Here is a 14,299-nt window from a genome sequence, read left to right on the forward strand (position 1 = left end):
CTATTCCCTATTCCCTATTCCCTATTCCCTAATAACTAATTACTAATCCCCATTTCCCTTCGCCAGGCGTTTCACCAACTTCTCAACGGTTAGTCCTTGGACTAAAATAGAGAATACCACCACCACGTAGGTGATGACTAAAAACAGGTCGCGATGCATTTCCTGAGTGAGTCCTAAAGCAAGAGCTATTGAAATTCCGCCACGAAGTCCGCCCCAGGTCATAATAATATTGGTGTTGGGTACAAAATCCAGACGTTTTTTAAAGAAATTGATAGGTAGTACCAACGATGTAAAACGACACGCCAGAACAATTGGAATGGCAATGATTCCCGCCACAATATAATGGCCTTCGTAGGTTAAAACGAGCATTTCCATACCAATTAGGACAAAAAGTATGGTGTTTAGTAAAATATCGATGAGCTCCCAGAACTTGTCAACATAGGTTTCGGTAATTTCAGACATGGTAGAAGCGCGAACGGTATCGTTTCCTACAAAAAGTCCTGCTGTTACCATGGCAAGTGGAGCGGATAGGTGAAATTTCTGTGCAATTAAGGTACCTCCCATCACGGCAGCCAAGGTAATTATTACCTCAATGTCATAGTCGTCTATGGATTTCATCAATCGATAGGTAACCCAACCTAATAATAAGCCCAAGGCAATGCCTCCAAGCACTTCCTGCCCAAACAATACGATGATATCTGTGGGTTCGAATGTTGCGCCATGCAGATTGGCAATTTGAAAAATGGTTAGAAAGATCACTACTCCTACCCCGTCGTTGAACAAGGATTCACCAACGATTTTGGTTTCCAGTTTTTTGGGTACTCCGGCTTTTTTCAGAATTCCTAATACGGCAATGGGGTCTGTAGGCGAAATAAGGGCTCCAAACAGTAAGCAGTAGATATATGCAATCTCAAGTCCAAACAGCTGTAAAACATAGAACATGGCTGTTCCAACCAAAAAAGTGGACACTAGAACTCCTGCTGTGGCAAAGACCAATACCGGCCAGCGTTGTACTTTCAGTTGTTCGAAATTGGTGTGTAAGGCTCCGGCGAATAATAAAAAACTCAGCATTACATCCAGCAATACACTTTTGAAATCGATTTGCGTGATGATAAACTTTTCGGCATCCAAAAGCGTGCTGTCAAAATAGCTTATCGCAAATACAACCAACGTAAAAACGATGGTGATTAACATGAGTCCGATGGTATTAGGCAGTTTTAAAAAGCGAACGTTGATATAGCCGAAAGCCGCCGCCAATACCACGAGAATTGAAGCAATAAAATAGTAGTCCATAGGTTGGTAGTCGTGTTAAGACGAAGATACGGATTCCGATTCATATAAAGCCATGAGATATGAGTTGTGAGATGTGAGATGTGAGTTGAAAGTTGAAAGTTGAAAGTTAGATGTTAGATGTTAGATGTTAGATGTTAGATGTTAGATGTTAGATGTTAGAAATAAACTAATCTCTATTCCCTAATTCCTAATCCCTCATTACTAATTACTAATCACTCTTCACTCTTCACTCTTCACTCTTCACGATTTACGATTTACGATTGAAAGTTGAAAGTTAGATGTTAGATGTTAGATGTTAGAAGTTAGAAGTTAGAAGTTAGAAGTTAGAAGTTAGAAGTAAACTAATCTCTATTCCCTATTCCCTATTCCCTAATTACTAATCACCCTTCACCCTTCACCATTCACCATTCACGATTCACTTTTATTCAAATTAGAAACAATTGCTTCGATCAGGTCGTTCATTTCGAAAGGTTTCGGTATAAAAAAATCGGCTCCTGCTCCTATGCAATCCAATTGTCCCGACGGGTGTGCAGACATCATAATTACGGGGATATGTCTTGTCGCCGGAGTCATTTTTATGAGTTTACAGGCATCACAACCGTTGGCGCCTGACAGTAACATATCCATTAGAATTAAATCGGGTTTGTTGGTCGTAAGCGCTTCAATAATATTATCAACATTATCTCTTCCTGATATTTTCCAGCCTTGAAGATCGAGCATCAGTTCGAGAAGTGACAATATATTTTCGGAGTCTTCAATGATAAGGATTTGTGTGGTTTGGTTTGTCATTGTAGTGGGTTTTAGCTTTTTACGATAGGAATAGTAATATGAAAGTCGGAACCTTTTCCCTTTTCACTCTTTACTCCAATGGTTCCTTTGTGTTTTTTTATGATATCTGATGCAATATACAGTCCGATTCCGAATCCCGGAAAAGTTTTTTCATCCTTTCCTTCTTCTCTAAAAAATCGGTCGAATATTTTTTTCTGATTCTCCTTTTTGATGCCAATTCCAAAATCGCGAATATGTACAGAGACAGTGTTTTTTGTAAATATGCTTTTAATTTCTATTAGTTTTGAATGTGGTGAATATTTAACTGCATTGGTAAGTAAATTTATTAAAACTTGTCTAATACGATTCTTGTCTGCTACTATAGTTGTACCCTCTCCTTTTACAAATGTAAATTCATAAGTAGGGTTTATAAGTTTCATTTCCCGAATAGCAGCCACAATCAGGTTATTGAGATTGAACGTTTCGAAATTAAGGTCAAGACCGCCGGTTTTCATTTTGGACAAATCCAAAAGGTCTGAGATAAGATTGGTAAGTACCCGAATTTGTTTGTCGATTATATCCAGGGAACTTTTTAGTAATTTGTCATCACTATCCTTATATGCACTTTGAAGTACTTGGGTATATCCTTTTATGGATGTCACGGGTGTTTTGAGTTCGTGGCTTGCCATTCCGATAAACAAATCCTTTTGATGCTCTTGCATTTTTATGTCATGAATATCCATTAGTGCATGGATATAACCTTCAAAATTTCCATCCTCCGTAAATCTGGGAACTCCTATATTCGATATCCACCTATACGAGCCATCCTTTCGTTTCACTCTGTATTCGGCCCGATACTCTTTTTGAAGTTTAAAGGCAACTTCATATTTAGATTTTGTTGTTTCTCGTTCATCCTGATGTATGTCCATTAGCGCTGTGGATCCCAGATAATAATCTGCGGCACGCCCGGTAAAATCCAGCCACAATTTATTTACAAATCTAATACGCGCCTGGTCATCTGTCATTTTAATAAGTACCGGAGCACTATTGGCTACATTACGAAATCTTATTTCGCTTTCGGAAAGTTTATGCATAGCTGCCTGCACTTTAGCTTCAGCCACATGTTGTTCGGTTACGTCCTGAAGGATTCCGTTAAATCGATACACCTCTTTATTTTCATTAAACCATGCACGTCCAATAGCTCTTACCACCCTTTTTTTAACAGAATTTTTCTCATACAGCAGATACGTAATATCGTATGCTCCCCCGGACTCATACGTCATGGCCCATTCGATTGCTTTTCGAACTCGCTCTCTGTCTATCTCACATACCGATAAATAAGCAATCTCAGGATTAATATCGGGGCCGTCAAGATTAAACCATTCCTGCAGCCTTTTGTTAGCCCTAAAAAGATTGAGCTTGGGGTTGTAATCCCAGGTCGCCAAATTGGCTGCTTCTATTGCAAAGTGAAGCTGATCCTTGCTTTCTTCCAATTCCTGCATGGTAAAAACCTTTTGTGTTGTTTCGATACAGGTAACCCATACCCCGGCTACTTTTCCCGATTCGTCTGAAATAGGACTATAACTAAAGGTCCAATACACATTTTCTATAGCTCCGTTTCTATAGATTGGTATTAACTGATCTTCGCTCCAGACGGCTTCATATCCATCCAGCACCTGATCGATTAAAGGTTTTATGATGTCCCAAATTTCTCCCCAATAATCTTCTCCTCGAGAACCTAACATATCGGGGTGTTTGCCTTCTTTGCCCAAACTAGGTCTAAAAGCATCGTTATAAAAACAAATGAGGTCCGGGCCCCAAAAAAGAAATTTCGGGAATTTTGAATGGAGTAATATACTGAGGCCGGTTTTTAGGCTTTGAGGCCAATTTTCCATGGGTCCTAGTACCGTATCTCCCCAATTTTTAGCACGAATAAGTTGTCCCATTTCACCTGCATTACGCAAGAAGGAATCGTGAGGTATTGCAGAAATATTTTTTTTAATGGTTTTACCCATCTTCATTGTGGTATGGTCTGAATAAAGATAGTGATTAATTTGAAATTAGTTCATTTTGAAAGAGGTTGAGCGTGGATATTAATAAACGGTGAGAGGTGAGAGGTGAGATGTGAGATGTGAGATGTGAGATGTTAGATTTTAGATTTTAGATTTTAGATTTTAGATTTTAGATTTTAGATTTTAGATTTTAGATTTTAGCAAAATTAATTTCTATTCTCTATTCTCTCTTTACTTTTCTCTTTTCTCTTTTCCCTATTCCCTATTCCCTATTCCCTAATTACTATTCCCTAATTACTAATCCCTAATCCCTAATCCCTATTCCCTATTCCCTAATCCCTAATCCCTATTTCCTATTCACTCTTCACTCTTCACTCTTCACCCTTCACCCTTCCCCGTTCACTCTTCACTAAAAGTTTGATTTTCCACAAATTAAGAATTCCTTGTATGTTTTTATCATAACAATAACGTTTTCGGGTAAAATCGAATATGAATTTTATCTATTTTTACGGTAACAAACCTATTTATCCCTTACGTTATGAGTATCCTCAAGATACCCTCTTATATTGTTATTGCCATAAATTTCCCTTCGAAGGAACAAGCAATTCTGGAGGAGGAATTGAAAACATCTAAGATTGCTCATTTTGAGTGTTCATTTAAACCAATTTGGTCAATGCCCGATACAGCTCCTCATCTGGTGTTTTGGTATCTTGATACGAAGTCCTCACAGAGTCTTTTAAAAGAAGCTATTGACAACAATCCACAAACGGCATTTATTACTTTGAATACATCGTTTGGCACCACCGAGATTAATAATTTCTTTGCATGGGGAATTTTCGATATGGTTTCTGAAAATGCCTTGAAACCTATGCGTTTACATACAATTCTTACCAGATGGCTTCATAGTCGAAATCAGACGGATTTGAATGGCATAAAAAAAGAAAAGCTCGAAACTCTGGAAATGGAGTTTTATAGAAAGCTACACGAAAAGATTACTTCAGCAATATCTATTGAGGAAAGTTTCCCCGAAATGCTGGATATGTTACTGAAGTTTACTGAAATGGATATTGCAGAAGGCTGGATTCCAACTCGCAATAATAATCAGCTTACCAAATTCACCACTAGTCATGTGGAGACAAAACATACGATTACATTTCTGCGTATTTGCAACTTTAAAAGTACAGCCTATGGGCAAGGACTTCCGGGAACCGCTTGGAAATCAGGGAAGATTGAAATTTGGGACTCTGTGAAACATTGTAAGAATTTTGTTCGAGTTTACAATGCCAAACGAACCCGAATACAATTTGCTATGGCGGTTCCAATATTTTTCAAAGGGGCCATTGAAGGAGTAATTGTTCTTTTAAATAGCAGCACACCCAATAATCTTGACTACCTGAATCAATTTTTAACAAAATTTTCCCGGCAATTTGGAAACGAATTCCATCGGTTAAAGATGGCGATCTAGGTGTGAGATGTGAGATGTTAGATGTTAGATGTTAGATGTTAGATGTTAGATGTTAGATGTTAGATGTTAGATGTTAGATGTTAGATGTTAGATGTTAGATGTTAGCAAAATTAATTTCTATTATCTCTTTTCTCTTTTCTCTTTTCTCTTTTCTCTTTTCCCTATTCCCTATTCCCTATTCCCTTATCCCTATTCCCTATTCCCTACATTCCAGTCCTTCACCTTTGCAAAATCAATCTCGTTAAAATTTGAAATCACCCTATCGGCTTTGGAGTAATCCTGATTTTTGGAATTGAGACTGTTGTAGCCCACACAAAATATACCGGCGGCTTTGGCTGCGGTAATTCCGTTAGTGGAATCTTCAATTACCATACAGTGGCGGGAATCATGACCGCTTGCAGCGGCAGCTTTTATAAAAATCTCGGGATGGGGTTTGGAAGCTTGCAGGTCGGCACCGCTAAGCTTGGCCGTAAAATACCGATTTAAATCGAAGCGATTAAATATCCTGTCAATGTTGGGCATGGAAGCCGAAGAGGCTAAGACGAGTGTTAGTTTGTTGCGATGATAGTCTTTAATAAGTTCCAGAACGCCATCCAGCAGAGCGAGTTCTGTATCATTTTCAAAAAGTGACTTAAAATGTGAGCGTTTTATGCCTACCAGAGTTTCCGGTGCGTGTTCGAGCGTGAATTGGTCACATAATTGCTTGCAGATATTTAAGGTAGATTGCCCGGTAAAGCTTTCATATAAAGCTTCCGAAACAGCAATGTCCACATCGGCAAACATGTTAAAATAGGCTTTTTTGTGCAGGGGTTCGGTGTCTACTATCACCCCGTCCATATCGAATAACACTGCTTTGAGCATGCTTTTTTTTGCGAAGATAAAGAAAGTGGTTTTATTCTATGTAAATGCGATGCTATTGTTGGGGAGGACGGTGAGTGGTGAGCTGTTAGATGTTAGATGTTAGATGTTAGATGTTAGATGTTAGATGTTAGATGTTAGATGTTAGATGTTAGCAGAATTAATTTCTATTGTCTATTCTCTCTTTACTTTTCTCTTTTCTCTTTTCTCTTTTCCCTATTCCCTAGTCTCTTTTCACGCTTCACGACTCACGACTCACGACTCACTAATTCCTATTCCCTTTTCCTTTTTCCTTTTCCCTTTTCCCTATATTCAAAAAAAACCACTCCAAAAACCCATTCTTCATACAGGGTTTCTAAAGTGGTTTCGCTCCGGCCGGAGCTAATGCTCCAACAGCGGTGCCCCAATTATCTATTATTACTATTATGGGTAAAGGGATGATATTCAAATTTTTGTCCGCCCACAGAGGCTTCGGCCATCAATCCTGCCTTGGGTAAAGCATAGACTGCTACTCCGTCGCGGTATTCGGCATTTACGGCTTCTCCGCTCTTTAGAGCGACTGCAGAAGCCCCGGCAGCGAATTCAAATTCGTTGTTGGTAAAATGTTGAAAGGCCTCTTCCGTTTCAAAAAAGATTACCTCACTATAGGTTTTACCTCCTGCCTGGAGTCCGATATCCACCTGCTTTAAATTGGCCATACCTACCTGTTTTCCATTATGCGTAACCACTCCGTTTCCGGAGGCGGCTCCTACAATTAGCGCTCCCTTCCCAACATTGGGAAAGATCACATAGGCAACGGCATTGTCAAAATAAGTAGCAATGGTGTTGTTTTCGGCTATAAAAGCCGATTTGGCCTGTTCGGCGTCCCGTATAATTTCGCGGTCTTTGTCATTCTGTGCAAATAGTACTCCGTTGGCCAGCAACAGTAATACTAATGTCATTTTTAGTGTTTTCATAGTTTGCTTTTTATTAGACTATAAAATTACTCCATCAAAGCGCTTAAAGGCGTTAAAGGGATGTTATTCTATGTGAAAGGTTTGCTAATGTTGGGGGTGAAAGTGAGCAGTGAGCAGTGAGATGTGAGATGTTAGATGTTAGATGTGAGATGTTAGATGTTAGATGTTAGATGTTAGATGTGAGATGTGAGATGTTAGATGTTAGATGTTAGATGTTAGATGTTAGATGTTAGATGTTAGATGTTAGCAAAATTAATTTCTATTGTCTATTCTCTCTTTACTTTTCTCTTTTCCCTATTCGCTAACCTCTAATCTCTTTTGGCTTTTCCCTTTCCACTTTTCTTCACCAATTCTCTCATTCGCTACTTAACCAATTCGCTAATCCTTAGTCCCGAGTCACTGTTCGCAATTTACAAACATCTTGAGATGAAGAAGTTAAAATCAACAATTTGAATATCAACGATCATTTATCAAACCTAATTTTGTAATTTGGTTTCAGAAAAAAAAGTGTATCTCGCTACCCAATCCGGTTGAATTTTACAGTGCGTCAGCACGGTGCACGGAGATATGAAACAAACTGACTGAAATAGCGAGCAAATTCATGTTGAATAGTTTTAGTGTAAAGCAAATTAATTAGAATTGTGACGTACGAATAAGAGTAAAAACTGACACTTTTATTATGGAAAAGTATAAAGATTTATACATATGGATGCTCATCCCGTTGGCATTGATGCAACTGGGAATTTTCGAAGACTATTGGGGTGATTTTACAGACAACGCCTGGGCGGTTCACGTCCATTATTGGACCGGCACCATATGGTATATCTATTTAATAATTCAACCCTATTTTGCAACACATGGAAAAATGGCTCTGCATCGCACCAACGGAATTATTGGAATGTTCTTAGCAGGCGGAGTGTGTCTCACGGCATTCAGTATGATGCATAGGGACATAGTGACAACACAAAGGGCTCTGGCGATGCCGGACAACTTTGGTCCGTTTGAACCCTGGTTTTTTTTCGGTGTTGCTGCTGTGGAAATCCCGATGATTATAGCCTTTGGATATGCCGTAATACAAAGTATTCTCCACAGAAAAAAATTGGAAGATCACGCATGGTGGCTCATTACTACTGTCTTTATAATAATGATGCCGGCTCTGGCTCGTGGGATACAAAATGTGTATGTAGATATGCATATAGCAGAATGGCCAAGTATCGATATTATGTTGCCCAATTATTTTACTCAGGTATTTATAATTGGTCTCACCTTACTTGCCGCATTGAAGTACAAAAAATTAAAGCACCCCGCAACTTATCTTGCGGTAGGAGTGAATGTATATACCTGTTTTTTGGAACCCCTTGGCAAATCGGAAGCCATACAGACGTTTTTAACAACCATGATAAAATAATACCAATTAATATGAATCGAACAATTTAAGGCAACTGCAAAATAGCCGTGACCGTTATTAATCTGTAAAAAATTCATGAATCCATAAAAAACTAGATAGTAACTTTCGCTTCTTTAAAAAACCTAGTGGTACAGTGGTCCTAGTAAAATTTTAAAAGCATCGAAAGCGACAGGCTATGACCGTATCGCGCCAAACCGCCCTCTTAAGAACAAAGCAATACCTTCCGTTGGTAATGAAACTCAACAATACTACTGAGAATAATCGGGGCAGATGTGTTTTTTGATTATATAATCGGTGATGGGCTTTAAGCTTTAGGCGGTGGGATGTGAGATGCGAGCAGTAAGCAGTAAGCAGTAAGCAGTAAGCAGTAAGCAGTAAGCAGTAAGCAGTAAGCAGTAAGCAGTAAGCAAAAATAAAAATTCACTTCTCACTCTTCACTCCTCACTTTTCACTGCTCACCGTTCACGATTTACGATTTACGATTTACGATTTACGATTTACGATTTACGATTTACGATTTACGATTTACGATTTACGAAGTAATATTTAAATTTTAATAACAAAGAGTCTCTTTTCTATTTTCTAACATCTATTTTCTTCTCACTTCTCACCGCTCACTGCTCACTCTTCACTACTCACCAAATACCAACTTTTGAAACTACATTTAAGTTCATTTACTTTCAGAAAGAAAAAAAAGAATAATTATAAGTTATGGTCGATATACACATTTATTGTGTCGGCCAAATGTTAAATTTTAACGTTTAAGCGCCTATTCTTAAGCCGTTTAACGGATTTATACTACATCTTGACTTTGATTAGGCGTTAATTAATGATATATTCGCCATATCTAATCCATTAATAATCAATCAATCAATAATACATTTAATACCCCCATCTTATGCTATTACAATTACTTAGTCCCAAGGGACTTACCACCTTGGTGAATGCAACTTTTTGCACAAGTCGAACCCGCTTCAGGGAAAAAAATTCCAAAAACAATTCTATGAAAAAAATTACTCTATTATTAACACTGCTATTTGTGTTTGTCCTGAGCTCTGCCATTGGACAAATTACGTATAGTGGTCCGTATTCCGGCAGTTCGGCCAGCCCAACACCGCTGGTACTTGGAGTTGGAACAAATACTATTTCAAGTACCGTAACGACATCGGGACCGTCCATTTCACAATGGTTTGATCTAACATTACCAGCTGCCATGGAGATTACCAATGTTACCCTTGGCGTAACCGATCCGGCTTCTGTATCGTCGGGTACCATGTGTTGGAATCCATTTTCAACCTGTAATCCTTCAGATTCTTGGACTCCTCCTGGTCAGCCAGCCACCCCAATAACCGCTTGGGATTTTCCGGGTACTCTGCCAATTGCCAGTTCACCCGGCGTTATAAGTGTTGATAATGGTACTGCTTTTAACACAACCTGGACTTTGGTCGTAACTGTTGCGGCATTGGCTTGTACAGACCCAACGATACCAGTACTTTCAGCTACTCCATCAAGTGTTTGTCCAGGTGGTGCCGTAACGCTTAGTCTTACGGGTACTTTAAATGATGCAACCAATTGGCAATGGTATACCGGCTCTTGTGGAGGCACCTCTATAGGTTCTGGAACTTCTCTTGTAGTGAATCCGGTAACAACTACAACCTATTATGCCAGAGGGGAAGGTGGATGTGTTGTCCCCGGAGCTTGCGGAACGGTTGATGTAACTGTATTTACCCCTCCAACCGTAACTTTTACAGCACTTGCCGATCTTTGTATTGATGCAGGTGTACAAGCCGGTCTTGGTGGTGGATCACCCTCAGGTGGCGTATATAGTGGCGCCGGTGTTACCGATGATGGTAATGGAATGACCTATAGCTTCGACCCTGCTGCTGCAGGTGCTGGAGTGCACACCTTGACCTATACATTTACCGATGCAAATGGATGTAGCGCTAGCGATTCAGATGATGTTGAAGTATTTGCCCTACCAACCGTAACCTTTACAGCACTTGCCGATCTTTGTATTGACGCAGGTGTACAGGCCGGTCTTGGTGGTGGATCACCCTCAGGTGGCGTATATAGTGGCGCCGGTGTAACCGATGATGGTAATGGAATGACCTATAGCTTTGACCCTGCTGCTGCAGGTGTTGGAGTGCACACCTTGACCTATACATTTACCGATGCAAATGGATGTACCGGTAGCGATTCAGATGATGTTGAAGTATTTGCCCTACCAACCGTAACTTTTACAGCACCGGCCGATCTTTGTATTGACGCAGGTGTACAGGCCGGTCTTGGTGGTGGATCACCCTCAGGTGGAGTATATAGTGGCGCCGGTGTTACCGATGATGGTAACGGAATGACTTATAGCTTTGACCCTGCTGCTGCAGGTGTTGGAGTGCACACCTTGACCTATACATTTACCGATGCAAATGGATGTACCGGTAGCGATTCAGATGATGTTGAAGTATTTGCCCTACCAACCGTAACTTTTACAGCACCGGCCGATCTTTGTATTGATGCAGGTGTACAGGCCGGTCTTGGTGGTGGAACACCTTCAGGTGGCGTATATAGTGGTCCCGGTGTTACCGATGATGGTAACGGAATGACTTATAGCTTTGACCCTGCTGCTGCAGGTGTTGGAGTGCACACCTTGACCTATACATTTACCGATGCAAATGGATGTACCGGTAGCGATTCAGATGATGTTGAAGTATTTGCCCTACCAACCGTAACTTTTACAGCACCGGCCGATCTTTGTATTGATGCAGGTGTACAGGCCGGTCTTGGTGGTGGAACACCCTCAGGTGGAGTATATAGTGGTCCCGGTGTTACCGATGATGGTAACGGAATGACTTATAGCTTTGACCCTGCTGCTGCAGGCGTTGGAGTGCACACCTTGACATATACATTTACCGATGCAAATGGATGTACCGGTAGCGATTCAGATGATGTTGAAGTATTTGCCCTACCAACCGTAACTTTTACAGCACCGGCCGATCTTTGTATTGATGCAGGTGTACAGGCCGGTCTTGGTGGTGGAACACCTTCAGGTGGAGTATATAGTGGTCCCGGTGTTACCGATGATGGTAACGGAATGACCTATAGCTTTGACCCTGCTGCTGCAGGTGTTGGAGTGCACACCTTGACCTATACATTTACCGATGCAAATGGTTGTACCGCTAGCGATTCAGACGATGTTGAAGTATTTGCCCTACCAACCGTAACTTTTACAGCACCTCCAAGCCCTGTTTGTCCGGGAGATGTGTTGATTGCCCAAGGTGGCGGTTCCCCTACAGGTGGAGTATATAGCGGTCCCGGTGTTACCGATGACGGTAACGGAATGACCTATACATTTGATGCCGGAGCTTCTGGAAACGGAACACATATATTAACATATACCTATACAGATGCTAATGGATGTACCAACAGTGATTCAGATTCAGTCACTGTGGAAGACACCGAAGATCCGGTAATTACATGTGCTGCCGATGGAACACGGGATACAGATTCGGGAGTTTGTACCTATACAGTACAAGGAACCGAATTTGATGCCACCTTTACAGACAACTGTACTTCGGGTGTAATATTTAACAATTATAACTCAACAGATACCATGGCAGGTGTAGTGCTTCCTAAGGGAGTCACTACCGTTATATGGACTGTAAATGACGGAAACGGGCAAACAGCTACTTGTACTACTGTTATAACTGTTGAAGACAACGAAGACCCTGTAATCTCTTGTGCTGCCGATGGAACACGAGATACAGATCCGGGAGTGTGTGAATACACTGTCGTAGGAACCGAGTTTGATGCAACCTTTACAGACAACTGTCCTGATGGAAGTATCATCAACGACTTTAACTCAACAGATACCATGGCAGGAGAAGTCCTAGCGCCCGGTGTATACAGCATAATATGGACGGTAGACGACGGAAATGGTCAAACGGCAAGCTGTACTACTGTCATTACTATTGAAGATAATGAAGTTCCGGTTATTGCGTGTCCGGCCGATGTGGCGGTGAATACCAATCCGGGACAATGCTATTCTATTGTTACCTTCCCGGATGCCATTGCATTTGATAACTGTGGTGTTGCTTCTGTGGTGCAAACAGCCGGCTTACCTAGTGGAAGTCAGTTTCCTGTAGGAGTTTCTACCATTGAGTATACTGCAACAGATATTCACGGAAACACTTCCGTGTGTAGCTTTACCATCACAGTAACCGATAACGAAGCGCCTATGGCGGTTTGTATGGATATCACTATTCAGTTAGATGAATTTGGAGATGCATCTATTGTTGCAGCCGATGTGGACGGTGGTTCAACCGATAATTGTGGTATTGCCACAATGACTATCGATGTAGATACCTTCGACTGTAGTGATGTAGGAGATAATCCTGTGGTACTTACCGTAACCGATGTCAACGGAAATGTATCCTCTTGTACTGCTATTGTAACAGTAGAAGACGTAACAGATCCGGTGGCTGTTTGTATGGATATTACTGTGCAACTGGACCCAACAGGAACAGTTACTATCTTAGGTAGTGATATAGGCGGAGCATCTACCGATGCCTGTGGTATTGCTTCTTACGATTTAGATATCGACACCTTTACCTGTGCCGATGTTGGAGACAATCCGGTTGTACTTACGGTAACCGATGTAAACGGAAACGTTAGTACCTGTACTGCCGTTGTAACGGTAGAGGATAACACCTCTCCCGATCTTGTTTGTATGGACATCACTCTCGAACTGGGAGCAGATGGAACTGCTACTATTGTTCCTGAAGATGTGATCGCAACCAACGACGATGCCTGTGGTGTTTTAACGATTGCTGTAGATATCTTCGAATTCGATTGTAGTGATATAGGGACTCCGGTTACCGTTCAGGTGTTTAGCCAGGACGTAAACGGAAACCTAAGTACATGTACCGCAGTTGTAACGGTGGTAGACCTGTTAGCTCCTGTGCTTACTTGTCCGGCCGATCAGACTGTAGATCCGGGAGCAGGAAACTTGTTCTATGAAGTACCTGATTACTTCGCCCTTGGTGAAGCAACGGCTACCGACAACTGTACAGATCCTGTGGTGATTACCTCACAAGATCCTGCAGCAGGAACATTACTACCTGATGGAACCTACACAGTAACTATCACTGCCGAAGATGAATATGGCAATGTAGCCACCTGTACGTTCGAGCTTACCGTAGATACGATACTAGGTATAGGAGATACAACAGCCGATATTTCGAGCATTGTATTGTATCCTAACCCGGCAACGGACTATGTGATGCTAAGCAATCCAAATAATGTGGAACTGCAAAGTGTGGCCATCTACGACCTAACCGGAAGATTGATTAAAACAATCGACCTGGTAAATATGGACGCAGAGAAAACCATCGATGTTTCAGAATTGGCCAGTTCGACGTATATGTTCGTTATAAAAGGAACAGATAGTCAAATGACCAAACAACTTATTAAGGAATAAATAAGTTAGTTATATAATCAAAAAAGACCGCTCAATGAGCGGTCTTTTTTTTGTTATCTACTTCTC

Annotated in this window: 8 protein-coding genes; 3 read left to right on the forward strand and 5 right to left on the reverse strand. The window is 40.9% G+C overall.

Features of this window, described 5'->3' with window-relative positions:
- Positions 1-42: 42 nt before the first annotated feature.
- The 3 genes from ATE92_RS02765 to ATE92_RS02775 all read right to left on the reverse strand — a co-directional run bounded on the left by ATE92_RS02765 (position 43) and on the right by ATE92_RS02775 (position 4,082).
- Positions 43-1,293, reverse strand: a complete 1,251-nt coding sequence (locus ATE92_RS02765) for a sodium:proton antiporter (RefSeq protein ID WP_100802244.1) — start codon at positions 1,291-1,293, stop codon at positions 43-45.
- A gap of 408 nt (positions 1,294-1,701) precedes the next feature.
- Entirely contained in the window at positions 1,702-2,082 is a 381-nt protein-coding gene (locus tag ATE92_RS02770) for a PleD family two-component system response regulator (protein ID WP_100802245.1), read from the reverse strand.
- A gap of 11 nt (positions 2,083-2,093) precedes the next feature.
- Positions 2,094-4,082, reverse strand: coding sequence for an ATP-binding protein (locus ATE92_RS02775; protein ID WP_100802246.1), 1,989 nt, complete (start codon positions 4,080-4,082; stop codon positions 2,094-2,096).
- A gap of 529 nt (positions 4,083-4,611) precedes the next feature.
- Here ATE92_RS02775 and ATE92_RS02780 point away from each other — a divergent pair.
- The gene (locus ATE92_RS02780; RefSeq protein WP_100802247.1) at positions 4,612-5,538 is read left to right on the forward strand and encodes a GAF domain-containing protein; all 927 of its coding nucleotides are present in this window, start codon (positions 4,612-4,614) and stop codon (positions 5,536-5,538) included.
- Positions 5,539-5,727: 189 nt separating this feature from the next.
- On the opposite strand, the gene ATE92_RS02785 is transcribed toward ATE92_RS02780, so the two are convergent.
- Together ATE92_RS02785 and ATE92_RS02790 are read right to left on the reverse strand one after the other, a co-directional pair.
- A complete protein-coding gene (locus tag ATE92_RS02785) occupies positions 5,728-6,399 on the reverse strand; it encodes an HAD family phosphatase (protein WP_100802248.1) in 672 nt (223 codons plus the stop codon).
- A gap of 404 nt (positions 6,400-6,803) precedes the next feature.
- Positions 6,804-7,352, reverse strand: a complete 549-nt coding sequence (locus tag ATE92_RS02790; RefSeq protein ID WP_100802249.1) for a YSC84-related protein — start codon at positions 7,350-7,352, stop codon at positions 6,804-6,806.
- A 679-nt stretch (positions 7,353-8,031) separates the two neighbouring features.
- On the opposite strand from ATE92_RS02790, the gene ATE92_RS02795 reads away from it, so the two are divergent.
- On the forward strand, positions 8,032-8,760 hold the full coding sequence (locus ATE92_RS02795) for a hypothetical protein (RefSeq protein ID WP_100802250.1): 729 nt from the start codon (positions 8,032-8,034) through the stop codon (positions 8,758-8,760).
- Between the two features lie 1,003 nt (positions 8,761-9,763).
- On the forward strand, positions 9,764-14,233 hold the full coding sequence (locus tag ATE92_RS02800) for an HYR domain-containing protein (protein ID WP_198515592.1): 4,470 nt from the start codon (positions 9,764-9,766) through the stop codon (positions 14,231-14,233).
- Positions 14,234-14,299: the final 66 nt, after the last annotated feature.

It is taken from the genome of Ulvibacter sp. MAR_2010_11 (assembly GCF_002813135.1).
Taxonomy (GTDB): Bacteria; Bacteroidota; Bacteroidia; order Flavobacteriales; family Flavobacteriaceae; genus Altibacter.